This is a genomic window from Kitasatospora sp. CMC57 (assembly GCF_045866025.2).
Classification (GTDB): domain Bacteria; phylum Actinomycetota; class Actinomycetes; order Streptomycetales; family Streptomycetaceae; genus Kitasatospora.
Genome location: NZ_AP035881.2, coordinates 4,467,944 through 4,490,051, shown reverse-complemented (window position 1 = coordinate 4,490,051; position 22,108 = coordinate 4,467,944). Strand labels below are relative to the sequence as shown.

Genomic DNA, 22,108 nt, shown 5'->3' with positions numbered 1-22,108 from the left:
TGTGTTCAGCGCACACGGGAGGGGCTCAACTCGGTCAGACGCCCAGGGAGTTGGTGTGCCGGTCGGCGCTGCCCGGGCAGCGGGGCCGGGCGCCGGGGGGCGCCGTTGACCGAGGCGGACTGCTGGTGGGCCGGGGGTTCCACCGGGGCGCCGAGCGGGGCGATCGAGATCTGCACGCCGCAGTCGGCGAGCGCGTCCAGCTCGCGGCCGGTCGGGTCGGTGCCGACGGCCTGTTCGTCCGTCACCAGGCGGGTGATCGCCTCGGTCGGGACGGTCTGGAACATGGTGTCCGCGCCGAGCTTGGTGTGGTCGGCGAGGACGATGACCTCGGTGGCCGACTGCACCAGCGCCCGGTCCACGCTCGCGGAGAGCATGTTGGTGGTGGAGAGACCGCGCTCGGCGGTCAGTCCGCTGCCGGAGATGAAGGCCTTGGAGACCCGCAGCCCGTGCAGCGACTGCTCCGCCCCGCTGCCCACCAGGGCGTAGTTGGAGCCGCGCAGCGTACCGCCGGTCATCACCACCTCCACCCGGTTGGCGTGCGCCAGCGCCTGGGCGACCAGCAGCGAGTTGGTGACCACCGTCAGCCCGGGCACCCGGGCCAGCCGTCGGGCCAACTCCTGGGTGGTGGTGCCCGCACCGACCACCACGGCGTCCCCCTCCTCGACCATCGAGGCGGCGAGATCGGCGATCGCGCTCTTCTCGGCGGCCGCGAGATGGGTCTTCTGCGGATAGCCGGGCTCCCGGCTGAAGCCGCCGGGGAGCACCGCGCCGCCGTGCCGGCGGTCGAGCAGCCCTTCGGCCTCCAGCGCCCGGACGTCTCGGCGTACGGTGACCTCGGAGGTCTGGACGACGCGGGCCAACTCCCGGAGCGAGACCGCTCCGTTGGCGCGCACCATTTCTAGGATCAACTGGCGACGTTCTGCAGCAAACACAGAACCGACGGTAACCGAATGACCGTCTGCTTTCAGGCGTTTGCAGCTGGTATCGGGAAATGCTCACCTGGGGACAGCGCGCGACCGTACAATACGCGCCGTCAGCTACCGGTGATCACGCTGGGCCGGGCGGGTGAGACGGCTGAGGCGGCCGCCACCGGCGACCGCCTCAACTCCGTTCCGCAGCTCAGGAGTCCGAGTCCTCCCGCTTGCGGATGTGCAGCTGGCGGGCGGCCTCGGCGGTGGAGCCGGAGAGGGACGGGTAGACCGTGAACGCACCGGCCACCTGTTCGACCGTCAAGTTGTTGTCCACCGCGAGCGAGATCGAATGGATGAGTTCGCTGGCGCGCGGCGCGACCACCACACCGCCGACCACGATGCCGGTGCCCGGGCGGCAGAACAGCTTCACGAAGCCGTCCCTGATGCCCTGCATCTTGGCCCGCGGGTTGCCGCGCAGCGGGAGCTTGATCGCGATCGCGTCCATCTTGCCGCAGGAGACGTCGGTGGCGGTGTAGCCGACCGTGGCGATCTCCGGGTCGGTGAAGACGTTGGAGGCCACCGTCTTCAGGTTGAGCGGCTGCACGGCGTCGCCGAGCACGTGGTACATCGCGATCCGGCCCTGCATCGCGGCGACCGAGGCGAGCATGAAGACACCGGTGCAGTCACCGGCCGCGTACACCCCCGGGACGCTGGTCCTGGAGACCCGGTCGACCTGGATCTGGCCCCAGTCGTTGAGCTTGACCCCGGCCTCCTCCAGGCCGAGACCGGCGGTGTTCGGCACCGAGCCGACCGCCATCAGACAGTGGCTGCCCTCGATCACGGTGCCGTCCGAGAGGGTGACCTCGACCCGGTCGCCGATCCGCTTCGCACTCTCGGCCCGCGAGCGGCCCATCACGTTCATGCCGCGGCGACGGAAGACCTCCTCGAGCACCTCGGCGGCGTCCGGGTCCTCGCCGGGCAGCACCCGGTCGCGGGAGGAGACCAGGGTGACCTTGGAGCCGAGCGCCTGGTACGCGCCGGCGAACTCGGCGCCGGTGACGCCCGAGCCGACCACGATCAGCTCGCTGGGCAGCTCCTCCAGGTCGTAGACCTGGGTCCAGGTGAGGATGCGCTCGCCGTCCGGCTGAGCGTCCGGGAGCTCTCGCGGGTGCACGCCGGTGGCGATCAGCACGGCGTCGGCCTGCAGCGTCTCGGTTGAACCGTCGGCGCCCTCCACGATCACCTCGCGGGAGCCGTCCACCGCCTGGCCGCCGGGGCCGAGCCGGCCCTTGCCGCGCAGCACGGTGACGCCCGCCCTGGTGACCGACTGCGTGATGTCGTGCGACTGCGCGATGGCCAGCCGCTTCACCCGTCGGTTGACCTTCCCGAGGTCGACCCCGACCACCCGGGCCGATCCCTCGATCGGTGGGGTGTCGTCCGCGACGATGATGCCCAGCTCCTCGTACGAGCTGTCGAAGGTGGTCATCACCTCCGCCGTCGCGATCAGGGTCTTGGACGGCACACAGTCCGTCAGCACCGCCGATCCGCCCAGACCGTCGCGGTCGACAACGGTCACCTCCGCGCCGAGCTGGGCGGCCACGAGGGCCGCCTCATATCCGCCGGGTCCGCCACCGATGATCACGATCCGAGTCACATGCACCATTGTCCCGTACGCCGGGACCGGCGCCACGCCGGGGGCGTTGCATTGTGCTCAGCGACGGTCGAAGCCGGTCGTGAACTGTCCGGAACGCGTGATCGGACGGACCGTCAGGCGCTCCGTACCCGCTCCCTCACGGCCGCCGCTCTCCCGTAGGCTGACGCCCATGCCCCTCTACGCCGCGTACGCCACGAACCTCGACGCCCGGCAGATGAGCCGCCGCGCCCCCCACTCGCCGCTGCGCGGCACCGGATGGCTGGACGGCTGGCGGATGACCTTCGGCGGCGAGCAGCTCGGCTGGGAGGGCTCGCTGGCCACCGTGGTGGAGGACGAGAAGGAACAGGTCTTCGTCTCGCTCTACGACGTCGCGCCGATGGACGAGGACGGCCTCGACCGCTGGGAGGGCGTGCAGCTCGGCATCTACCGCAAGATCCGGCTGCGGGCGCACACCCTGGACGGGGACATCCCGGTCTGGACGTACGTGCTGAACGACTGGGAGGGCGGGCTGCCCGCCGCCCGCTACCTGGGCATGATCGCGGACGCGGCGGAGAGCGCCGGCGCGCCGCACGACTACGTACTGGACCTGCGGCGACGTCCCTGCTGATGACCTGCTTGTAGGACTCTCCGAACAGGGCGGCCCGTAGCGGGTGTTCGGTTGGGTCACTAGGTCATCCGGGTAACGATCCGGCATGGTTCGGCGGGTATGTCTACGCGCGTAGGCGATTGCCGTCTATTCTCGGTGACGTGAACGCATCTCCTCAGTCCAACGTCTCCGCCGACCCCTACGCCGCCGCCGGGGCGGCCGCCGCGCGTCTGCGTGAGCTGACCGGTGCCGAGCGCCACGACGTCGCCCTGGTGATGGGCTCCGGCTGGGTGCCGGCTGCCGACGCCCTCGGCGAGACCGTGGCTGAGTTCCCGGTCACCGACCTGCCCGGCTTCCCGGCGCCGGCCGTCGCGGGCCACTCCGGCAAGGTCCGCTCGGTGAAGATCGCCGGTGAGGGTGGGGCCAGTAAGCGGGCGCTGATCTTCCTGGGCCGCAACCACTACTACGAGGGCCACGGCGTGGCCACCGTGGTGCACGGCGTCCGCACCGCTGTCGCGGCGGGCTGCGAGACCGTGGTGCTGACCAACGGCTGCGGCGGTCTGCGCGAGGGCTGGGTGCCCGGTCAGCCGGTGCTGATCAGCGACCACATCAACCTCACCGCGGACTCCCCGATCGTCGGCGCCAACTTCGTCGACCTCACCGACCTGTACTCCAAGCGGCTGCGCGAGCTCTGCCGCGAGGTGGACTCCTCCCTCGACGAGGCCGTTTACGTGCAGTTCCGCGGGCCGCACTACGAGACCCCGGCCGAGATCGGCATGGTCCGGGCGATCGGTGGCGAGCTGGTCGGCATGTCCACCACGCTGGAGGCGATCGCCGCCCGCGAGGCCGGTGCCGAGGTGCTGGGCATCTCCCTGGTCACCAACCTGGCGGCCGGCATCACCGGCGAGCCGCTCAACCACGAAGAGGTGCTGGAGGCCGGCAAGGCCAGCGCCGAGCGGATGGGCGCGCTGCTGGCGAAGGTCCTTGAGCGGATCTGACCCTCACCTGACGCAGAATCAGTAGTCCGGAGCCGTCGGCCCCAGGGTGGTGCCTGGCCCGGTGGGATTCGGCCCATAAGGAGCGTCGTTCGGTGCGTGCTCTCGGCGTGCCGACCGGAGGCCCTCGTAGCGGAGCTACTCGGGCCTTTGGCCGGTGCGGTGAGAGCACGCACCGAACGACGCGACGGGGCGAATCCCACCGGGCCAGGCACCCGGCCGGGGCGGCGGCTTCGTCATCTCACCCACCCTCAGAGGGAGCTGGCAGCAATGTCGCAGGCACCGACCACCGACCTCCTCGTCCGCGCCCGGACCTGGCTCGCCGAGGACCCGGACCCGGACACCCGGGAGGAGCTGACCGCGCTGCTGGCAGCCGCCGAGGGCGAACCCGGTGGCGGCGAACGGATGGCCTGGTCCCGGCTGGCCGAACGCTTCAGCGACCGGCTCCAGTTCGGCACCGCCGGGCTGCGCGGCGAGCTGGGCGCGGGCCCGATGCGGATGAACCGCGCCGTGGTGATCCGGGCCGCCGCCGGCCTGGTCGCGTACGTGAAGGCCGAACAGCTCGGCGACCTGGTCGTGATCGGCTACGACGCCCGCCACAAGTCGTACGACTTCGCCCGGGACACCGCCGCCGTGGTGGTCGGCGCCGGGCTGCGCGCCGCGCTGCTGCCGCGGCCGCTGCCCACCCCGGTGCTGGCCTTCGCCGTCCGCCACCTGGGCGCGGCGGCCGGCGTCACCGTGACCGCCAGCCACAACCCGCCGCAGGACAACGGCTACAAGGTCTACCTCGGCGACGGCTCGCAGATCGTCCCGCCCGCCGACGCGGGCATCGCCGCCGAGATCGACGCGATCGTCTCGCTGGACCAGGTGCCGCTGGCCGAGGACGGCTGGGAGGTCCTCGGCGAGGATGTCGTCCAGGCGTACCTGGACCGCGCCGTCACCGTGGTCGACCCGGCCGGGGCCCGCGACCTCGACGTGGTCTACACCCCGATGCACGGCGTCGGCCGGGACACCCTGGTGGCCGCCTTCAAGCAGGCCGGCTTCCCCGCCCCGACCGTGGTCGCCGAGCAGGCCGAGCCCGATCCGGACTTCCCCACCGTGGCGTTCCCGAACCCGGAGGAGCCGGGCGCGATGGACCTCGCGTTCCGCACCGCCGCCTCGGTCGGGCCCGACATCGTGATCGCCAACGACCCGGACGCGGACCGCTGCGCCGTCGCCGTCCCGGACAACGGCGGCTGGCGGATGCTGCGCGGCGACGAGGTGGGCGCGCTGCTCGGCTCCGCGCTGGTCGCCAAGCGGGCGACGGGGGTCTTCGCCACCACCATCGTCTCCTCCACCCTGCTCGGCCGGATCGCGGCGGCGGCGGGCCTGGGCTACGCCGAGACCCTGACCGGCTTCAAGTGGATCTCCCGCGCCGAAGGTCTGCGGTACGGCTACGAGGAGGCGCTCGGCTACAGCGTCGACCCCGAGGGCGTCCGCGACAAGGACGGCATCACCGCCGCCCTGCTGGTCGCCGAACTCGCCGCCACCCTCAAGCGGTCCGGCCGCACCCTGACCGACCTGCTCGACGACCTGGCCCTCGAACACGGCCTGCACGCCACCGACCAGCTCTCGGTCCGAGTCGACGACCTCTCGCTGATCGCGGCCGCCATGCAGCGCCTGCGCGACCAGCCGCCGACCGTGCTGGCGGGCCTGCGCGTCACCCGCGCCGACGACCTGACGGCCGGCTCCGCCGAACTCCCGCCCACCGACGGCCTCCGGTACCACCTGACCGGCCCTGAGGTCACCGCCGCCCGGATCGTCGTCCGCCCCTCCGGCACCGAGCCCAAGCTCAAGTGCTACCTGGAGGTCGTCCTCCCGGTCCCCAGCGCCGCCGACCTCGCCGACACCCGGGCCCGGGCGACGGCGCTGCTCGACGCGGTCAAGCGCGACCTGGCGGTGGCCGCCGGCATCTGACCCGCCGTGACGCGACGGTGCCCGGCCACCCCGTGCGGGGGGCCGGGCACCGTCGTGCGTGGTGTCAGTTGGTGGCGACGATCAAGGTGATCAGGGCGATCAGGCCGACTGCGGTGGGGGCGATGAGCCACCAGCACCAGCGGACCACGACCGGGCCGGCGGCGGCGGGGTTGCCGGCGTTGCGTTCGGCGATCTCCAGGAGGGTGACGACCACCTGGTCGGACCAGGCCTTGGTGGGGTCGGGCTGGCCCGCGCGGACGGAGCGCATCGGGTTGACCAGGTCGGCGCCGCGGGACGCCTTCGGGTCGTCGGCGGCCGCGGCGCGGGTGGCCGAACGGGTGGCCTTCTTCCGGGCGCGGAGGGACACCGGGACGGCCCACACCTGGTACTTCTTCCCGCCGGCGAAGAGCTCGACCGAGTACCCGGCCCGGAGGCCCTCCACCGAGGCCCAGGGGGCGTCCACGGTCCGGAACGGGTTCCGGACCAGCAACCGCACGTCGTTCGCGCGCACCGTGGGCCGGAGCGTGTAGGCGATCACCGGCAGGCCGAAGACCGGGGCGCAGGCCAGCGCGATCCAGGGCGTCCGGCCGGAGCCGGTCAGCACCGCGTCGATGATCAGCCAGCCGGCCACGGCCAGCAGCAGCACGCCGGAGATGACACCGGGGACGGAGCGGTAGACGCGGTCGGCGTACTTGAGCTCGGAGGCGGCGCTGCCCGGGTCGGGCCTGCCGTCGGAATCGGTCATGAGCGAGATTCTGCACCATCGCTCACACCCGGCACCGGGAGGAGCCCGGCACCGGGCTGCCGACGACCCGTCAGGCCGTGCGGCGGCGCAGCGTGGCCGCACCGAGAGTGAGCGCCAGCAGCACACAGCCACCGATCACCGCCAGGTCACGGACCGCAGCGCCGGTGACGTCGGGGCTGATGGCGAGGTGGTCCATCGCGTCGACCGCGTACGAGAGCGGGAGGACGTCCGAGACCCAGCGCAGGACCGGGGCCATCGCCTCGCGGGGGACGAACAGACCGCAGAGCAGGAGCTGCGGCAGGATCACCGCCGGGAGGAACTGGACGGCCTGGAACTCGGTCTCGGCGAACGCGGAGACCAGCAGGCCGAGCGCCATCCCGAGCAGCCCGTCACCGACCGCGACCGCGAAGACCAGCCAGGTCGGCCCCTGGATGTCGAGCCCGAGCAGGCCGAGCGTGAGGGCGGAGGCCAGCGCGGCCTGGACCAGGGCGACCAGGCCGAAGGCGATCGCGTAACCGAGCAGCAGGTCCAGCTTGCCGAGCGGCATGGTGAGCAGGCGTTCCAGGGTGCCGCTGGTCCGCTCGCGGAGCATCGCGACCGAGGTGACCAGGAACATCACCAGCAGCGGGAAGATCCCCAGCAGCGCGCCGCCGACCTGGTCGAACACCTGCGGCTGCCCGTCGAACATGTACCTGAGCAGCGTGAGCAGCAGGCAGGGCACCACCAGCAGCATCACCAGGGTCCGGGGGTCGTGGCGGAGTTGGGCCAGGACGCGGCGGGCGGTGGCCAGAGTACGGCGGAGGTTCACGAGGTGCTCCCGACCAGGCTGAGGAAGGCGGCGTCCACGTCGGCGGCGCCGGTACGGGCCAGCAGGCCGGCGGGGGTGTCGGCGGCCAGCAGGCGGCCGTCGCGCATCAGCAGCAGGCGGTCGCAGCGCACCGCCTCGTCCATCACGTGGCTGGAGACCAGCAGGGTGCTGCCCGCGTCGGCGAGCTGGCGGAAGAGCTGCCAGAGGTCACGGCGGAGCACCGGGTCGAGGCCGACAGTGGGCTCGTCCAGGACCAGCAGTTCCGGGGTGCCGACCAGCGCGGCGGCGAGCGAGACACGGGCCTGCTGGCCGCCGGAGAGGCGGGCCGCGCGGTGGTCCCGGTGGGCGGTGAGGCCGACCGCCTCGATCACCCGGTCGGGGTCGGTGGCCGGCGCACCGAGGACGGCGGCGAAGTACCGCAGGTTCTCGGCGACGGTGAGGTCGCCGTAGACGGACGGGGCCTGGGTCAGGTAGCCGATCCGGCTCCGCAGCCCGGCGCTGCCGGCCGGTGCGCCGAGCACCTCGACCCGGCCGCCCGAGACCCGCTGCACTCCGACGATCGAGCGCAGCAGGGTGGTCTTGCCGCACCCGCTCGGCCCCAGCAGACCGGTGACCGATCCGGTGGGGACGTCCAGGTCGAGGGCGTGCAGGACGGGGTGGCCGCCCCGGTCGACGGTGAGGCCGGTGACCCGGACCGCATAATTCATCATGCGATGAGTTTTGCGCGGCGCGCGGTACCCGTCAAGGCGCCGGGCAGGACTTCCGGCGCTCGGATCAGTGCAGGACGACGCACCCCCGCCGGGCCAGTTCGGCGAGCAGCGAGGGCGCCGGCCGCACCTCGTTCCACCGCAGGTCGAGCTTCTCCAGGGCGGGCATGGTGACCAGCCAGTCCGGCAGGCCCCGGAGCCGGTTGGACCGGAGGTCGAGGTGACGCAGGCGGGGCAGGACGGCGAGCGCTTCGGGGACGGCGGGGAGGGCGTTCTCACGCAGGTCGAGGTGGCGCAGTTCGGACAGTCCGGCGACGGAGGCGGGCAGTCGGTCGAGGGCGTTGCCGCGCAGCCAGAGCTCGCGCAGCGAGCGGAGACCACCGAGGGTGGACGGGAGGCTCGTCAACCGGTTGTGCTGGACACGGAGTTCGACCAGCGCGGTCAACCGGCCGACCTCGGAAGGGAGTTCGGTGAGGCGGTTCCCGGAGACGTTGAGATAGCGGAGGACGGTCAGGCGGGAGAGCGAGGCCGGCAGGGCGGTGAGCTGGTTGTCGTGCAGGTAGAGGAAGTCGCTAAGGGCGGTCAAGTCGCCGAGCTCAGGCGGGATTTCGGTGATCCGGTTGTGGCCGAGGTCCAGGGTACGCAGCTGTCGGAGGTCACCGATCCGGGACGGGAGAGCGGTCAGTCCGGTGTCCGCGAGGATCAGGACCCGCAGGCCCGGGTGGCGCCACACCTCGTCCGGGACCTCGTCCAGCGGGCGGCGCCAGAAGTTGAGGGTCTCCTCCATCAGGCGCCCGCCGTCAGGTAGTTCTGGAAGGTCGGGGCGAGCAGCGGCAGCAGCTCCTCGCGGGTGGCGGAGGCGAGCGGCTCGACCTTCACCACGTAGCGGGCCATCGCCAGGCCGACGATCTGGGAGAACATCAGCTCGGCCCGGAGCTCGGGCTGCTCCACGTCCAGTTCGGCGGCGATCCGGGCGATCAGCTCGACGGTCACGAACCCGCGCATCAACTGCGCCACCTGCTCGGCCGTCGCCGCCGCCCGGATCAACGCGAGCATCCGGTCCAGCACGCCGGGCTGCTCCCACAGCGTGAGCACGAAACCGGCCACCCGCTCCCCCACGGTCGCCCGGTCACCCGCCAACGCGTGCGCCACCACGGCCCGGGGATCGACGGGCAACTCCAGCGCGGCCAGGAAGAGCTGGTCCTTGGTCCCGAAGTAGTGGTGCAGCAGCGCCGCGTCCACCCCGGCCACCCGCCCGATCGCCCGCATGCTCGCCCTCTCGTACCCACGCGCGGCGAACTCCGCCCTGGCCGCCTCCAGCACGGTGCGCCGGGTGTCGGCCGAGCCAGGACGGCGCCCGGTCCGCTTCCGGGGCGTCGGGTCGGGGGTCGCGGGCTGCTCAGCTGAGGTCACCAGGCCATTGTCGCCAGGCCCGGCCCGGTCGGCGGAGCTCGGGCGACAAGCTGTTGCCCAAACGGCTCGAGAGGCCAGCCGGGACGATCCGGTCCCGACGGTGAGAGCACCCACCGCTCCGGCAACGGGCGCACCGGCGGCGCCAGGTATCGGTCCAGCATCGAAAAGGGCCGGGTCTGGCGGATCGCTACGCGCGTAGATATGCTGATCTGGTGACTATGTCCACTGTTGCAGCCAATGCCCCCGGCGCTGCGGGCGGCGGCCTTCAGGACGTTGCGGCGTCCGAGGCCTCGCTCCGCCGTTTCCTGCACGGCCTGCCCGGCGTCGACGCCGTCGGCCTGGAAGCCCGCGCCGCCACTCTCGGTACTCGATCGATCAAGACCACGGCGAAGGCGTACGCCATCGACCTGGCGATCTCGATGATCGACCTGACCACGCTGGAGGGTGCCGACACCTACGGCAAGGTGCGCGCCCTCTGCACGAAGGGCCGGAACCCCGACCCGACCGACCCGACCGCCCCCCGGGTCGCCGCGATCTGCGTCTACCCGGACATGGTCGCCACCGCCAAGGCCGCCCTCGCGGGCACCGACATCCAGGTCGCCTCGGTCGCCACCGCCTTCCCGGCCGGGCGCGCCGCGCTGCCGGTCAAGCTGGCCGACACCGCCGATGCGGTGGCTGCCGGGGCCGACGAGATCGACATGGTGATCGACCGGGGGGCGTTCCTCTCCGGCCGGTACATGGACGTCTTCAACGAGATCACCGCCGTCAAGGAGGCGTGCAAGCGCCCCGACGGCACCTCCGCCCACCTCAAGGTGATCTTCGAGACCGGCGAGCTGCAGACGTACGACAACGTGCGCCGCGCCTCCTGGCTGGCGATGCTGGCCGGTGCCGACTTCATCAAGACCTCGACCGGCAAGGTCGCCGTCAACGCGACTCCGCCGGTCACCCTGCTGATGCTGGAGGCGGTCCGCGACTTCAAGCGGCAGACCGGCGTCCAGATCGGCGTGAAGCCGGCCGGTGGCATCAAGACCACCAAGGACGCCATGAAGTACCTGGTGATGGTCAACGAGACGCTCGGCGACGACTGGCTGTCCCCGCACTGGTTCCGCTTCGGCGCCTCCAGCCTGCTCAACGACCTGCTGATGCAGCGTCAGAAGCTCACCACCGGCCGGTACTCCGGTCCCGACTACGTGACGGTGGACTGATCCCCATGGCCAAGAACAAGCAGACCGAGGCCCCCAGGGCGGCCGGTCTCTTCAGCTACGCCCCGGCACCCGAGTCCCCGGCGGCCGCCGGGGAGATCGCCACCTCGTACGGCCACTTCATCGGCGGCGAGTTCGTCGACTCCTCCGGCAGCGAGGCGCTGAAGACCGTCAACCCGGCCACCGAGCAGGTGCTGGCCGAGTTCGCGCAGGGCACCGACGAGGACGTCGAGCGCGCGGTGGCCGCCGCCCGCAAGGCGTTCACCGACTGGTCGGCGCTGCCGGGCAGCGAGCGGGCCAAGTACCTGTTCCGGATCGCCCGGATCATCCAGGAGCGCTCGCGCGAGCTGGCGGTGCTGGAGTCGATCGACAACGGCAAGCCGATCCGTGAGACCCGCGACGTCGACCTGCCGCTGGTCGCCGCGCACTTCTTCTACTACGCGGGCTGGGCCGACAAGCTCGACTTCGCCGGGTACGGCGCCAACCCGCGTCCGCTCGGCGTGGCCGGCCAGGTCATCCCGTGGAATTTCCCGCTGCTGATGCTGGCATGGAAGATCGCGCCCGCCCTGGCCACCGGCAACACGGTCGTGCTCAAGCCGGCCGAGACCACGCCGCTGACCGCGCTGCGGTTCGCCGAGATCTGCCGCCAGGCCGGCCTGCCCAAGGGTGTCGTCAACATCGTCACCGGTGACGGCCGGACCGGCGCCGCGCTGACCGCGCACCCGGACGTCAACAAGGTCGCCTTCACCGGCTCCACCCCGGTCGGCAGGGCGATCGCCCGGCAGCTCGCGGGCAGCCGGAAGAAGCTCTCGCTGGAGCTCGGCGGCAAGGCCGCCAACATCGTCTTCGACGACGCGCCGATCGACCAGGCGGTCGAGGGCATCGTGAACGGCATCTTCTTCAACCAGGGCCACGTCTGCTGCGCGGGCTCCCGCCTGCTGGTCCAGGAGTCGATCCAGGACGAGCTGCTGGACGCGCTCAAGCGCCGGATGGACACCCTTCGGGTCGGCGACCCGCTGGACAAGAACACCGACATCGGCGCCATCAACTCGGCCGCGCAGCTCGCGCGGATCACCGAGCTGTCGGCGGCGGGCGAGGCCGAGGGCGCCGTGCGCTGGGCCCCGGAGTGCGAGCTCCCGGGGGCCGGTTACTGGTTCCGCCCGACACTGTTCACCGGCGTCTCGCAGGCACACCGGATCGCCCGCGAGGAGATCTTCGGGCCGGTGCTCTCGGTGCTGAGCTTCCGCACTCCGACGGAGGCGGTGGAGAAGGCCAACAACACCCCGTACGGCCTCTCGGCGGGCATCTGGACCGAGAAGGGCTCGCGCATCCTCTGGATGGCGAACCAGCTCAAGGCCGGTGTGGTCTGGGCCAACACCTTCAACAAGTTCGACCCGACCTCGCCGTTCGGCGGCTACAAGGAGTCGGGCTACGGCCGCGAGGGCGGCCGCCACGGCCTGGAGGCGTACCTCGATGTCTGAGACCACCCTGAGCGTCTTCAAGACCTACAAGCTGTACGTCGGCGGGAAGTTCCCGCGCTCCGAGAGCGGGCGGGTGTACGAGGTGTCGGCTGCAACATCGACCGCTGGCGCGGCGGGCAAGGGCCAGTGGCTCGCCAACGCCCCGCTCGGCACCCGTAAGGACACCCGGGACGCGGTGCTCGCCGCCCGCGCCGCGGTCAAGGGCTGGGCCGGCACCACCGCGTACAACCGCGGCCAGGTGCTGTACCGGATCGCCGAGATGCTGCAGGGCCGGCGCGAGCAGTTCGTCGTCGAGGTGTCGCTCGCCGAGGGCATCGGCCACAAGAAGGCTTCCGCCCTGGTGGACGCCGCGATCGACCGCTGGGTCTGGTACGCGGGCTGGACCGACAAGGTGGCCCAGATCGCGGGCAGTTCCAACCCGGTGGCCGGGCCGTTCTTCAACCTGTCCACCCCGGAGCCGTCCGGCGTGATCGGCGTGGTCGCACCGCAGTCCGGGACGGGCTTCTCCTTCCTCGGGCTGGTCTCGGTAATCGCCCCGGCGATCGCGGCGGGCAACACCGTGGTGGTCGCGGCCGCCACCGACGCACCGCTGCCCGCGCTCTCGCTGGGCGAGGTGCTGGCCACCTCCGACCTGCCCGGCGGCGTGGTCAACGTCATCTCCGGGAAGACCGCCGACATCGCCCCGACCCTGGCCTCGCACCAGGACGTCAACGGCCTGGACCTGGCCGGCGCGATCGCGGCCGAAGGCCCCGGCGCGGCGGTCGAGCTGGAGGTGCTCGCCGCGGATACCCTGAAGCGAGTCATCCGCCCGGCGGCCGACCAGGCCGCACTGGACTGGACCAATGCGCCCGGTACCGAGCGGCTACTCTCGTTCCTGGAGACCAAGACGGTCTGGCACCCGATGGGTATCTGACCTGCCGTAAGGGAAAACTCCACACAGACTGGCCGTCCCCAGTGCCCTACCCCCCCCGGGGCCCGGACGTGCCACAGACGGGCCCGCGCATCTCCCCCCCCTTGCGCGGGCCCGTCAACCTTTGCCCTCTTTCCCGGCGGCACCCGGATTCGCGCACGAAGCTGACGCCCCGTCTGTTTCGGCATCGCCCCTCCATGCGTCAGACTGGTGTCTCGTGAGTGACTCCCCCATGAACCCCGCCCCGACGGCTCCCGCCCTGGTCGTACTGCTGTCCGGGCCGTCCGGATCGGGGAAGTCCTCGCTGGCGGAGCGGACCGGCCTGCCGGTGCTCCAGCTCGACGACTTCTACAAGGACGGCGACGACCCGACGCTGCCCCTGCTGCCGGACGGCGACGGCACCGACTGGGACTCGCCGCTCTCCTGGCACCGCGAACAGGCGCTGGCCGCGATCCGCCAACTGGTCGGCACCGGCCGGGCCGAGGTGCCGGTGTACTCGATCCCGGCCAACGGGCGGGCCGGCACCCACGTGCTCGACCTCGCCGGCGCTCCCGCCTTCATCGCCGAGGGGATATTCGCGGCGGAACTGGTCGAGCAGTGCGCGGCCGAGGGCCTGCTCGGAGCGGCGGTCTGCCTGCGCAACCGCCCGCTGACCACCGCCTGGCGGCGGTTCCGCCGGGACGTCCGGGAGGCCCGCAAGTCCGTCCCGTACCTGCTGCGGCGCGGCTGGCGGCTGATGCGGGCCGAGCGCGGCATCGTGGCCAGGCAGATCGAGCTCGGCGCGTACGCCTGCGCGGGGCCCGAGGCCACCCGCCTGATCGGCGCGGTGGCCGACCGACAGCCGCAGCCCGCCTGACACCGGCCCGGGCCACGGACACGACGGAAGGGCCCGGTGCCGCTCCCCGGCACCGGGCCCTTCCTGTTCGGTCACGTTGCTGCGGCGTCCGCTCCCCCGAGTCGACCCGCCGCCCTACCGCGACCTGCCCCGTCCCCCGACGGGAGTCCTGTGGTGCGGCCTACGCGACCAGCTCGCCGAAAGCGATGACGGTGTCACCGGTGCGGTTCAGCTGGTCGTCCTCGCGCAGGCGGCGCAGGGCGCGCCAGATGCTGCTCTTCACCGTGCCGACGCTGATGTTCAGTATGTCGGCGATCTCCGGGTCGGTGCGGCCCTCGTAGTAGCGGAGCACCAGCATGGTCCGCTGGTTCTCCGGCAGCTTGGCCAGCGCCTGCCAGAGCACGGCGCGCAGCTCGGTGCCGCCCATCGCGTCGGTGTCGCCGACCGTCTCCGGCAGCTCCTCGGTCGGGTACTCGGCGACCTTGCGGCGGCGCCAGGCGGAGATGTGCAGGTTGGTCATGGTGCGGCGGAGGTAACCCCCGACCGCGGCCTTGTCGGTGATCCGGTCCCAGGCCCGGTAGGTAGAGAACAGCGCGCTCTGCAGCAGGTCCTCGGCCTCGTAGCGGTCGCCGGTCAGGTGGTACGCGGTGGCGTACAGCGAGGCGCGGCGCTCCCGGACGTACGCGGTGAACTCGGCGGTGTTGTCGGTCCGAGCGGTGGCCGGGGCGGTGGCCGCCCCTGCGGTCGCCGGCGTGAGCCTCAGCAGCGTCGCGCCCGCGGCCTCCCGTCCGGCCGGCTCCCCCGAGCCGGTACCGGACAGGCCCTCCCCCGTACCCCCCGTGTTCTCCCGACCCTCGACGCGGACGGGGAGGATCCCCCGCAGCGTCATGGTCGAGGCGGAGTCGGCCGCACTCCCCACGCGACCGATCCCGAACAGCTCCCCCCTGCTCCCGCCACCGAGGCGGCGGGACCCGGTGCTGTGTGCGCACCCCCGTACGATCACGGCACCGGAGGTCTCGTCGGTCCGCACCTCGAAGTGCGTGCGAGACGAACGCGCGTTGTGGACGGCCGCGTTGCTGCGGGTCTTGAGCGTGGCGTTCATCGTGCACCCCCATGGGTCGGTACCAGCGGTTCTGCCGCCCGGTACTGCGGCGACAAGGAAGATCCTGCCGCTCCGTTGTGATGGGGGTGTCCGCCGACTGTCACAGGGCTGTCACAGGCGCAGGGCCTTCGACCTTCGGAACCTGGACGCCAGAACGGGCCGTTCCGGTTGCAGAGGATCTGCGGGACTGGCCCTGGTGGGTGAACAGTGGCCGCGCTTGGGCCAGAATGAGCCCGTGCCATTCCTCCTTCTGATCGAGGACGACGACGCCATCCGGACCGGCCTCGAACTCGCTCTCACCCGCCAGGGCCACCGCGTGGCCGCCGCTGCCTCGGGCGAGGACGGCCTGAAGCTCTTCAAGGAGCAGCGTCCCGACCTGATCGTGCTAGACGTGATGCTGCCCGGTATCGACGGTTTCGAGGTGTGCCGCCGGATCCGGCGCACCGACCAGCTGCCGATCATCCTGCTCACCGCCCGCTCGGACGACATCGACGTGGTGGTCGGTCTGGAGTCGGGAGCGGACGACTACGTGGTCAAGCCGGTCCAGCCCCGTGTGCTGGACGCCCGGATCCGGGCCGTGCTGCGGCGCGGCGAACGGGAGAACTCCGACTCCTCGGCGTACGGCAGCGTGGTGATCGACCGTTCCGCGATGACCGTGACCAAGGACGGCGAGGACCTTCAACTCACGCCCACCGAGCTGCGGTTGCTGCTGGAGCTGAGCCGCCGTCCGGGCCAGGCACTGTCCCGTCAGCAGCTGCTCAGGCTGGTCTGGGAGCACGACTACCTCGGCGACTCCCGGCTGGTGGACGCCTGTGTGCAGCGACTGCGGGCCAAGGTCGAGGACGTACCCTCCGCCCCGACCCTGATCCGCACCGTGCGCGGGGTCGGCTACCGGCTCGACCCGCCGGCCTGATCCCTGACGATGGTGAGCTGCTCCGTTGACTGACCCCAAGAGCCCGCCCCGCCCGAGCCCGGGGCGGGAGCGGCACCTGCGCTCGCTCCGGGTCCGGCTGATCGCGGTCTTCGCGGTGGTCGCGCTGACCACCGCGGTCTCCGCCTCCGGGATCGCCTACTGGCTGAACCGGGACGCGGTGCTCAAGCGTGCCCAGGACACCGCGCTGAACGACTTCAGGAACTCGCTGAGCCGGAACGTCTCCGCCCTGCCGCTCGACCCGGGCTGCAACCAACTGGCGTACCTGGCCTCCCAGGTGGCCAGCTCGGGGCTGAGTTACCAGGTGGTCGTGGTGGACCCCCGACTGCCCGACTGCGTGGCCTCCTCGGACCCGGCCCGGTTCACCGTGGCACAGGTCCCGGCCAAGCTGCGCGGCACGGTGAACGAACCGCGTGAGGTCGGTCCGGGCAATCCGTACGCGTACCACCTCTACTGGCAGCGGGCCAACCTGCCCGGCCCCTACCTCGTCGGCGGCACCCGGGTGGTGCCGACCGGGCCGACGGCGTACATGTTCAAGTCGCTGGAGAACGAGCGGGCCGACCTGAACACCCTCGGCTGGTCGCTGGCGATCGCCACCCTGCTCGCGCTGATCGGCTCGGCGCTGATCGCGCAGGCCGCCGCGGCCACCGTGCTGCGGCCGGTGAAGCGGCTCGGTGAGGCCGCCAGGCAGCTCGGCGAGGGGCACCTGGACACCCGGCTGGAGGTCCAGGGCGCGGACGAACTGGCCGAGCTGGCAAGGACGTTCAACCAGACCGCGGAGTCGCTGGCCGAGCAGGTGGCCGAGCTGAGCGCACGGGAGGCGCAGAGCCGCCGGTTCGTCGCCGACATGTCGCACGAGCTGCGGACGCCGCTGACCGCGATGACCGCCGTGACCGACATCCTGGAGGACGAGGCGGAGGCGCTGGACCCGATGATCGCACCGGCCGTCCGGCTCGTGGTGAGCGAGACCCGGCGGCTGTCCGACCTGGTGGAGAACCTGATGGAGGTGACCAGGTTCGACGCGGGCACCGCCAAGCTGGTCGCCGACGAGGTGGACATCGCCGACCTGATCATGTCCTGCATCGACGGCCGGGCCTGGTACGACGCGGTCGAGCTGGACGCCCCGCGCGGGATCCTCGCGGTGGTCGACCCGCGGCGCCTGGACGTGGTCTTCGCCAACCTGATCGGCAACGCCCTCAAGCACGGCGGCTCGCCGGTCCGGGTGAAGGTACGCCAGATCGACGAGACCGTGGTGGTCGAGGTCTCGGACAGCGGTCCCGGCATCCCGGAGGACGTGCTGCCGCACGTCTTCGACCGGTTCTACAAGGCCGACAAGGGCCGGGCCAGATCCGAGGGCAGCGGGCTCGGCCTGTCGATCGCGATGGCCAACGCCCAGATCCACGGCGGCTCGATCACCGCGGCGAACGGTACGACCGGCGCGGTCTTCACCCTCACCCTGCCGCTCACCCAGCCCGCGCCGACCAGCCAGGAGGGCTCGAAGTGACGGTACGCCGCCTGTTGACCGCCGCGCTGCTGGGCGCCGCGCTGACCACCGCCGCCGGGTGCGGCATCCGGCCTACGGCGGTCCCGGTGGACGCGGGCGCACCCGCCAGCCGGACCGCCTGCCCGACACCGGTGCGCGTACCGGAGGCGGCCGAGCCGACCCCGACGCCCGACCGGCCCGGCGCATCCGGCGCCCCGGCACCGACCGGCCGTCCCATGCCGAGCCCGGCGTCGCGGTCGCCCGCCGTGCTGTTCAGCGCCTCGCCGAGCAGTGCGGCGCCGAGCGGGATCCCCTGCCCCTGATGGCGACGGCGCTGGAACCGTCCGCGCACCGGCTCGCGTCCCTGCCGGTGTGACGGACCAGGCGAACCCCTCGCACCCCGCGCCGGAGGTGTCGCCCCGGCTGCGGCTGCTGGGCATCCTGCTACTGGCCGGCTACCTGGGCCTGACCGGGTGGCTGATCCTGCGGCCGCTCGCGGTCGGCTGGACGTCCCCGGCCAACCTGACGCCGTTCGCCTCGGTACAGCTCGCCTTCTCCACCGGCGACCAGAACGGGCTGCTCCAACTGGCGGGCGGTCTCCTGCCGTTGGCCCCGCTCGGCGTGCTGCTGCCGCTGGCCGCCGGGCGGCTGCGGGTCGGCTGGCTGCCCTCGCTGCTGCGGACGGCGGGCAGCTCGGCGCTGATCGCCACCGGCCTGGAGATCCTCAAGGGCTGGACGCCTGGCCACGTGCTGAACGTGGACAACATCGTGCTCGGCGTACTCGGCGTGGCCGCCTGCCACCTCGCGGTGGTCCCGTTCGCCCGGGCCCGCCTGACCGGGCCGCCGGAGGTCCGTCCGACCCCCGACCGGACCGCCCACCGGCTGCGTTCGTCGCTGAACTCCTTCGCCCAGCAAGGAAGCTCGCCGCACCGCTGAGCCGCCCTCGGCCGGGCCGTCAGGGTAACCCCGACAAGGACCCTGAGCCGCGGGTACCCCGCAGCGGTGAGAGACCCGGGGCCGGGATCGGTATCAGGACGGAGGATTCGGCGGCCGTCGGCGCCGAGGATGGATACATGCCCACCGGAGGGACCGGCCCGGGCAACCCCAACCGGAGCTGACCATGAGCGCACTCGCCCGCCCCCGACACAACCGCGTCATCGCCGGCGTCTGCGCCGGGATCGCCAAGCGCTTCGGACTCGCCCCCTGGACGGTCCGGATCATCTTCCTGGCCTCGTGCCTGCTGCCCGGCCCGCAGTTCCTGATCTACCTCGCACTCTGGCTGATCCTCCCCCAGGAGCCGTGACCGAACCGGGCCGGATCGGCCCCGGCAGCCCGAAGGGCCGCCTCCCCCGCCGCGTGCGGGGAGGCGGCCCTTCGACCGTTGCGCGAGGTTCAGCCACCCAGGCCCGGGAGGCTGCTGCCGCCGGGCAGGCCGCCGCCGAGGGCACCGGTCACGGTGCTGACGCCGGGCGCCTGGGTCAGACCCTCCGCACCGGGTACCGGGAGCGGCAGACCGCGCGGCGTGGCGGCCTCGGCGACCGGGGCGGTCGCGCCGTCGGTCATCGGCGAGGTCTGGTCGGTGACCGGGGCGGTCATCGGCTGGGCCGACTCCGGGGCCTGCGCGACCGGACCCGCCACGTCGGGGTTGAGGTGGCCGACCGCCTCGGTCACCGGGGCGGTGGCGGGCAGCTGGCTGACGGTGCTGGTGGCCGCTCCGGTCAGCGCACCGGACTGGGCGAGCGCTCCGGTGGGGAGACCAAGCCCACCGGGCGTGGCGGCGGAGGCGGAACCGGCAGCCGCAGCCGCGAGCGCGACGCCGAGCGCAGCGGTCCCGGCAGCCTTCAGAGTGGCCTGCTTCATGAGTTGGTCCTCGTGTCCTCGTCGGTGGCCGACGTCGCGGCGGGCATCCGGAAACGCCCCATCGCTACGCCGTGTCAGCTCTGACTGGCTCACCGTAGTGACTACGTCGCACGTAGATCAAAGGCGCGTAACTCACACGACTGAATAGTCAGATGAACGCGAGGCCACGGCGAAGACCTCGCGTTCATCCGTCCGGGGGCGGGCAGCCGTCAGGCGCCGGTGGCCGTACCCGTGCTGAACAGCCACTCCGCCTTCAGCTCGGCGTAGCCGGGCTTGATCACGTCGTTGATCATCGCGAGCCGCTCGTCGAACGGCAGGAACGCGGACTTCATCGCGTTCACGGTGAACCACTCCATGTCCCCCAGCGTGTAGCCGAAGGCCTCCACCAGGTGGCCGAACTCCTGGCTCATGCTGGTGCCGCTCATCAGTCGGTTGTCGGTGTTCACGGTGACCCGGAACTTGAGCCGGCTGAGCAGACCGATCGGGTGCTCGGCGTACGAAGTCGCCGCTGCCGTCTGCAGGTTGGAGGTCGGGCACATCTCCAGCGGGACGCGCTTGTCGCGCACGTACGCGGCCAGCCGGCCGAGCTCGACGCTGCCGTCCTCGTTGACCGTGATGTCGTCGATGATCCGGACGCCGTGGCCGAGCCGGTCGGCGCCGCAGCACTGCAGGGCCTCCCAGATCGACGGCAGACCGAAGGCCTCACCTGCGTGGATGGTGAAGTGGTTGTTCTCGCCCTTGAGGTAGTCGAAGGCGCCCTGGTGCCGGGTCGGCGGGTGGCCCGCCTCGGCGCCGGCGATGTCGAAGCCGACCACGCCCTGGTCGCGGAAGCGGTTGGCCAGCTCGGCGATCTCCTGCGAGCGGGCGGCGTGCCGCATCGCGGTCAGCAGCGTGCCGACCCGGATCCGGTGGCCCTTGGCGCGGGCGGTCGCCTCACCGAGGCGGAAGCCCTCGTTCACCGCCTCGACCACCTCGTCGAGGGTCAGGCCCTGCTCCAGGTGCTGCTCGGGCGCGTAGCGGACCTCGGCGTAGACCACGCCGTCGGCGGCCAGGTCCTCGGCGCAGTCCGCGGCGACCTTGACCAGCGCCTCGCGGGTCTGCATGACCGCGCAGGTGTGGGCGAAGGTCTCCAGGTACCGGACCAGCGAACCGGAGTCGGCCGCCTCCCGGAACCAGAGGCCGAGCTTGGCCGGGTCGGTCGTGGGGAGACCCTCGTAACCGCAGGCCGCGGCCAGCTCGACGATGGTCTCCGGGCGCAGCCCGCCGTCGAGGTGATCGTGCAGGAGCACCTTCGGGGCGCGGGCGATCTGGGCGGCATCGGGGATGCGGGGGCCTGTGGTGCCCGCGGTAACAGGGATCTGCTTCTCCATTGCGGGAGTGTAGCCCCTACGCGCGTAGATTCACCATGTGGATCAGCACTTTCGCTCGTCGGGAGTACGTGGTTGGGCCGGTCGGCCGCACTCCGGGCAAGCGGCCCTTCGCCTGTGCCCGGGCCCGGGCGGTCAGCCCTTCATGCGGTACTTCAACCCGAGCAGCGCGCCGGACAGCCCGTGCGGCACCAGCCAGCTCAGGTCCGCACGGTCGGCCGCGTCGAACCGGTACTTGTACGGCTCGGTGCCGCGCAGGAAGTCGAAGGTGGTCACCTTCCGTTCCGTACAGGCCCGGACGGCCTCGGCGATGATCGCGGTGCCGAGCCGCAGCGGGGCCCAGGCCGGGTCCCAGCCGATCTGGTAGTAGGCGAAGGTGTCGCCCCAGAGGAAGCCGTACAGCCCGCCGATCACCTCACCCTCGTGCTCGGCCAGCAGGAAGGCGGGTCCCGCGCCCGGCCGCGCGCGCTCCAGCAGCCGGGCGTGCAGCGGCAACCGCCGCTCGTCGAAGGTGGTGCCCCGGCCCAGCGCGTCCCGGCGGAGCCGGTGCAGCCGTACGACGGTGTCCAGCAGTCCGGGCGCCGCTTCGCCGGGCGGCACCCAGCGGAAGGTCACCCCGGCGGCGGCCAACTTGCGCCCGTACCGCCGCAGGTCGGCCCGGAACTGCCGGGAGCCCAGCGACTCGACGCCCCCGGAGAGGTCGGCCCGGGGGCAGGACTGCCGGGACACCTCGCGCCGGGCGGTCGGCAGCAGCTCGCCGAGCAGCGGATCGACGTCGGGGAACCAGAGCGTCTCGCGCCGCGCCAACTCCGTGAGCCACGAACGGACTTCGTCCGCCCGGCCGGGCCGCACCGCGAACCCTCCGTGGTCGGCCGCGCCCAGCCCGGCACCGAGCACCGTCCGGCAGCCGACCGTGAACGGGAGCCGGGGGTGCAGTCGCAGCCTGGTCCTGACCAGCGGCAGCACGGCCTCCACCGCGCCGTCCGGGCCGCGCCAGACCACGATCTCGGCGGGGCGGCGCCCGCCCAGCGTCTCCCACCAGGACAGCACCCAGTCGGGGGTCAGGAACCAGGACCCTCGCTCCCCCAGATCGGCCACCAACTCCCGCCAGCTGTCCACCAGTTCTGGCGCCAGCTGCTCCGGCGCGTACCGGTCGACCATG

23 protein-coding genes are annotated in these 22,108 nt (G+C 72.1%); 12 read left to right on the top strand and 11 right to left on the bottom strand.

Features of this window, described 5'->3' with window-relative positions; genetic code table 11:
* Window positions 1-5 precede the first annotated feature (5 nt).
* Together ACKUU6_RS20205 and ACKUU6_RS20200 are read right to left on the bottom strand one after the other, a co-directional pair.
* Entirely contained in the window at window positions 6-932 is a 927-nt protein-coding gene (locus ACKUU6_RS20205) for a DeoR/GlpR family DNA-binding transcription regulator (RefSeq protein ID WP_407989965.1), read from the bottom strand.
* A 187-nt stretch (window positions 933-1,119) separates the two neighbouring features.
* Window positions 1,120-2,574, bottom strand: coding sequence for an NAD(P)H-quinone dehydrogenase (locus tag ACKUU6_RS20200; RefSeq protein ID WP_407989964.1), 1,455 nt, complete (start codon window positions 2,572-2,574; stop codon window positions 1,120-1,122).
* 160 nt (window positions 2,575-2,734) lie between these two features.
* On the opposite strand from ACKUU6_RS20200, the gene ACKUU6_RS20195 reads away from it, so the two are divergent.
* The 3 genes from ACKUU6_RS20195 to ACKUU6_RS20185 all read left to right on the top strand — a co-directional run bounded on the left by ACKUU6_RS20195 (window position 2,735) and on the right by ACKUU6_RS20185 (window position 6,102).
* Window positions 2,735-3,172 (top strand): gamma-glutamylcyclotransferase, encoded by a 438-nt coding sequence (locus ACKUU6_RS20195; protein WP_184918813.1) that lies wholly within the window; start codon window positions 2,735-2,737, stop codon window positions 3,170-3,172.
* 140 nt (window positions 3,173-3,312) lie between these two features.
* Window positions 3,313-4,149 carry a purine-nucleoside phosphorylase gene (locus tag ACKUU6_RS20190; RefSeq protein WP_407989963.1) on the top strand — a complete coding sequence of 279 codons (837 nt, stop codon included), beginning with the start codon at window positions 3,313-3,315 and terminating at the stop codon, window positions 4,147-4,149.
* A 267-nt stretch (window positions 4,150-4,416) separates the two neighbouring features.
* Window positions 4,417-6,102 carry a phospho-sugar mutase gene (locus tag ACKUU6_RS20185; RefSeq protein ID WP_407989962.1) on the top strand — a complete coding sequence of 562 codons (1,686 nt, stop codon included), beginning with the start codon at window positions 4,417-4,419 and terminating at the stop codon, window positions 6,100-6,102.
* A gap of 64 nt (window positions 6,103-6,166) precedes the next feature.
* Here the strand turns inward: ACKUU6_RS20185 and ACKUU6_RS20180 are convergent, their stop codons facing one another.
* From ACKUU6_RS20180 to ACKUU6_RS20160, 5 genes are all read right to left on the bottom strand, one after another.
* A complete protein-coding gene (locus ACKUU6_RS20180; protein ID WP_407989961.1) occupies window positions 6,167-6,847 on the bottom strand; it encodes a PH domain-containing protein in 681 nt (226 codons plus the stop codon).
* A 70-nt stretch (window positions 6,848-6,917) separates the two neighbouring features.
* Window positions 6,918-7,655: an ABC transporter permease gene (locus ACKUU6_RS20175; protein WP_407989960.1), complete on the bottom strand. Its 738-nt coding sequence runs from the start codon at window positions 7,653-7,655 to the stop codon at window positions 6,918-6,920.
* Window positions 7,652-8,365, bottom strand: coding sequence for an ABC transporter ATP-binding protein (locus ACKUU6_RS20170; RefSeq protein ID WP_407989959.1), 714 nt, complete (start codon window positions 8,363-8,365; stop codon window positions 7,652-7,654). The genes ACKUU6_RS20175 and ACKUU6_RS20170 overlap by 4 nt, the downstream gene beginning before the upstream one ends.
* Before the next feature lie 64 nt (window positions 8,366-8,429).
* A complete protein-coding gene (locus tag ACKUU6_RS20165; protein WP_407989958.1) occupies window positions 8,430-9,149 on the bottom strand; it encodes a leucine-rich repeat domain-containing protein in 720 nt (239 codons plus the stop codon).
* Window positions 9,149-9,775: a TetR family transcriptional regulator gene (locus ACKUU6_RS20160; protein WP_407989957.1), complete on the bottom strand. Its 627-nt coding sequence runs from the start codon at window positions 9,773-9,775 to the stop codon at window positions 9,149-9,151. The genes ACKUU6_RS20165 and ACKUU6_RS20160 overlap by 1 nt, the downstream gene beginning before the upstream one ends.
* 218 nt (window positions 9,776-9,993) lie before the next feature.
* Between ACKUU6_RS20160 and deoC the strand changes: the two genes are divergently transcribed.
* The 4 genes from deoC to ACKUU6_RS20140 all read left to right on the top strand — a co-directional run bounded on the left by deoC (window position 9,994) and on the right by ACKUU6_RS20140 (window position 14,224).
* Window positions 9,994-10,980: a deoxyribose-phosphate aldolase gene (deoC, locus tag ACKUU6_RS20155; protein ID WP_407992179.1), complete on the top strand. Its 987-nt coding sequence runs from the start codon at window positions 9,994-9,996 to the stop codon at window positions 10,978-10,980.
* 5 nt (window positions 10,981-10,985) lie between these two features.
* Complete coding sequence (locus tag ACKUU6_RS20150; protein ID WP_407989956.1) at window positions 10,986-12,458, top strand: aldehyde dehydrogenase family protein; 1,473 nt, start codon at window positions 10,986-10,988, stop codon at window positions 12,456-12,458.
* Window positions 12,451-13,371 (top strand): aldehyde dehydrogenase family protein, encoded by a 921-nt coding sequence (locus ACKUU6_RS20145; protein ID WP_407989955.1) that lies wholly within the window; start codon window positions 12,451-12,453, stop codon window positions 13,369-13,371. The genes ACKUU6_RS20150 and ACKUU6_RS20145 overlap by 8 nt, the downstream gene beginning before the upstream one ends.
* A 229-nt stretch (window positions 13,372-13,600) precedes the next feature.
* Window positions 13,601-14,224, top strand: a complete 624-nt coding sequence (locus ACKUU6_RS20140; RefSeq protein ID WP_407992178.1) for an ATP-binding protein — start codon at window positions 13,601-13,603, stop codon at window positions 14,222-14,224.
* Between the two features lie 160 nt (window positions 14,225-14,384).
* On the opposite strand, the gene ACKUU6_RS20135 is transcribed toward ACKUU6_RS20140, so the two are convergent.
* On the bottom strand, window positions 14,385-15,305 hold the full coding sequence (locus tag ACKUU6_RS20135) for a SigE family RNA polymerase sigma factor (RefSeq protein ID WP_407989954.1): 921 nt from the start codon (window positions 15,303-15,305) through the stop codon (window positions 14,385-14,387).
* 235 nt (window positions 15,306-15,540) lie between these two features.
* On the opposite strand from ACKUU6_RS20135, the gene ACKUU6_RS20130 reads away from it, so the two are divergent.
* The 5 genes from ACKUU6_RS20130 (at window position 15,541) to ACKUU6_RS20110 (ending at window position 19,022) form a co-directional block, all read left to right on the top strand.
* Window positions 15,541-16,218, top strand: a complete 678-nt coding sequence (locus ACKUU6_RS20130; protein WP_057231105.1) for a response regulator transcription factor — start codon at window positions 15,541-15,543, stop codon at window positions 16,216-16,218.
* 25 nt (window positions 16,219-16,243) lie between these two features.
* The gene (locus ACKUU6_RS20125; RefSeq protein WP_407989953.1) at window positions 16,244-17,740 is read left to right on the top strand and encodes an ATP-binding protein; all 1,497 of its coding nucleotides are present in this window, start codon (window positions 16,244-16,246) and stop codon (window positions 17,738-17,740) included.
* Entirely contained in the window at window positions 17,737-18,042 is a 306-nt protein-coding gene (locus tag ACKUU6_RS20120; RefSeq protein ID WP_407989952.1) for a hypothetical protein, read from the top strand. Before ACKUU6_RS20125 ends, ACKUU6_RS20120 begins: the two co-directional genes overlap by 4 nt.
* A gap of 49 nt (window positions 18,043-18,091) precedes the next feature.
* Window positions 18,092-18,655, top strand: coding sequence for a VanZ family protein (locus tag ACKUU6_RS20115; RefSeq protein ID WP_407989951.1), 564 nt, complete (start codon window positions 18,092-18,094; stop codon window positions 18,653-18,655).
* Between the two features lie 184 nt (window positions 18,656-18,839).
* The gene (locus ACKUU6_RS20110) at window positions 18,840-19,022 is read left to right on the top strand and encodes a PspC domain-containing protein (RefSeq protein WP_407989950.1); all 183 of its coding nucleotides are present in this window, start codon (window positions 18,840-18,842) and stop codon (window positions 19,020-19,022) included.
* Between the two features lie 89 nt (window positions 19,023-19,111).
* On the opposite strand, the gene ACKUU6_RS20105 is transcribed toward ACKUU6_RS20110, so the two are convergent.
* The 3 genes from ACKUU6_RS20105 to ACKUU6_RS20095 all read right to left on the bottom strand — a co-directional run bounded on the left by ACKUU6_RS20105 (window position 19,112) and on the right by ACKUU6_RS20095 (window position 22,107).
* Window positions 19,112-19,579 carry a hypothetical protein gene (locus tag ACKUU6_RS20105; RefSeq protein ID WP_407989949.1) on the bottom strand — a complete coding sequence of 156 codons (468 nt, stop codon included), beginning with the start codon at window positions 19,577-19,579 and terminating at the stop codon, window positions 19,112-19,114.
* Between the two features lie 209 nt (window positions 19,580-19,788).
* Window positions 19,789-20,949 (bottom strand): adenosine deaminase, encoded by a 1,161-nt coding sequence (locus ACKUU6_RS20100; RefSeq protein WP_407989948.1) that lies wholly within the window; start codon window positions 20,947-20,949, stop codon window positions 19,789-19,791.
* Window positions 20,950-21,081: 132 nt separating this feature from the next.
* On the bottom strand, window positions 21,082-22,107 hold the full coding sequence (locus ACKUU6_RS20095; RefSeq protein ID WP_407989947.1) for a GNAT family N-acetyltransferase: 1,026 nt from the start codon (window positions 22,105-22,107) through the stop codon (window positions 21,082-21,084).
* Between the last annotated feature and the right edge of the window lies 1 nt (window position 22,108).

What these genes read in the sequence shown, in the direction of transcription:
- deoC (WP_407992179.1), top strand. Translation starts at nt 9,994, where the DNA reads ATGTCCACTGTTGCAGCCAATGCCCCCGGCGCTGCGGGCGGCGGCCTT.
- ACKUU6_RS20200 (WP_407989964.1), bottom strand. Translation starts at nt 2,574, where the DNA reads ATGGTGCATGTGACTCGGATCGTGATCATCGGTGGCGGACCCGGCGGA.
- ACKUU6_RS20195 (WP_184918813.1), top strand. Translation starts at nt 2,735, where the DNA reads ATGCCCCTCTACGCCGCGTACGCCACGAACCTCGACGCCCGGCAGATG.
- ACKUU6_RS20165 (WP_407989958.1), bottom strand. Translation starts at nt 9,149, where the DNA reads ATGGAGGAGACCCTCAACTTCTGGCGCCGCCCGCTGGACGAGGTCCCG.
- ACKUU6_RS20095 (WP_407989947.1), bottom strand. Translation starts at nt 22,107, where the DNA reads ATGGTCGACCGGTACGCGCCGGAGCAGCTGGCGCCAGAACTGGTGGAC.
- ACKUU6_RS20100 (WP_407989948.1), bottom strand. Translation starts at nt 20,949, where the DNA reads ATGGAGAAGCAGATCCCTGTTACCGCGGGCACCACAGGCCCCCGCATC.
- ACKUU6_RS20105 (WP_407989949.1), bottom strand. Translation starts at nt 19,579, where the DNA reads ATGAAGCAGGCCACTCTGAAGGCTGCCGGGACCGCTGCGCTCGGCGTC.
- ACKUU6_RS20140 (WP_407992178.1), top strand. Translation starts at nt 13,601, where the DNA reads ATGAACCCCGCCCCGACGGCTCCCGCCCTGGTCGTACTGCTGTCCGGG.
- ACKUU6_RS20180 (WP_407989961.1), bottom strand. Translation starts at nt 6,847, where the DNA reads ATGACCGATTCCGACGGCAGGCCCGACCCGGGCAGCGCCGCCTCCGAG.
- ACKUU6_RS20145 (WP_407989955.1), top strand. Translation starts at nt 12,451, where the DNA reads ATGTCTGAGACCACCCTGAGCGTCTTCAAGACCTACAAGCTGTACGTC.
- ACKUU6_RS20135 (WP_407989954.1), bottom strand. Translation starts at nt 15,305, where the DNA reads ATGAACGCCACGCTCAAGACCCGCAGCAACGCGGCCGTCCACAACGCG.
- ACKUU6_RS20170 (WP_407989959.1), bottom strand. Translation starts at nt 8,365, where the DNA reads ATGATGAATTATGCGGTCCGGGTCACCGGCCTCACCGTCGACCGGGGC.
- ACKUU6_RS20110 (WP_407989950.1), top strand. Translation starts at nt 18,840, where the DNA reads ATGAGCGCACTCGCCCGCCCCCGACACAACCGCGTCATCGCCGGCGTC.
- ACKUU6_RS20150 (WP_407989956.1), top strand. Translation starts at nt 10,986, where the DNA reads ATGGCCAAGAACAAGCAGACCGAGGCCCCCAGGGCGGCCGGTCTCTTC.
- ACKUU6_RS20185 (WP_407989962.1), top strand. Translation starts at nt 4,417, where the DNA reads ATGTCGCAGGCACCGACCACCGACCTCCTCGTCCGCGCCCGGACCTGG.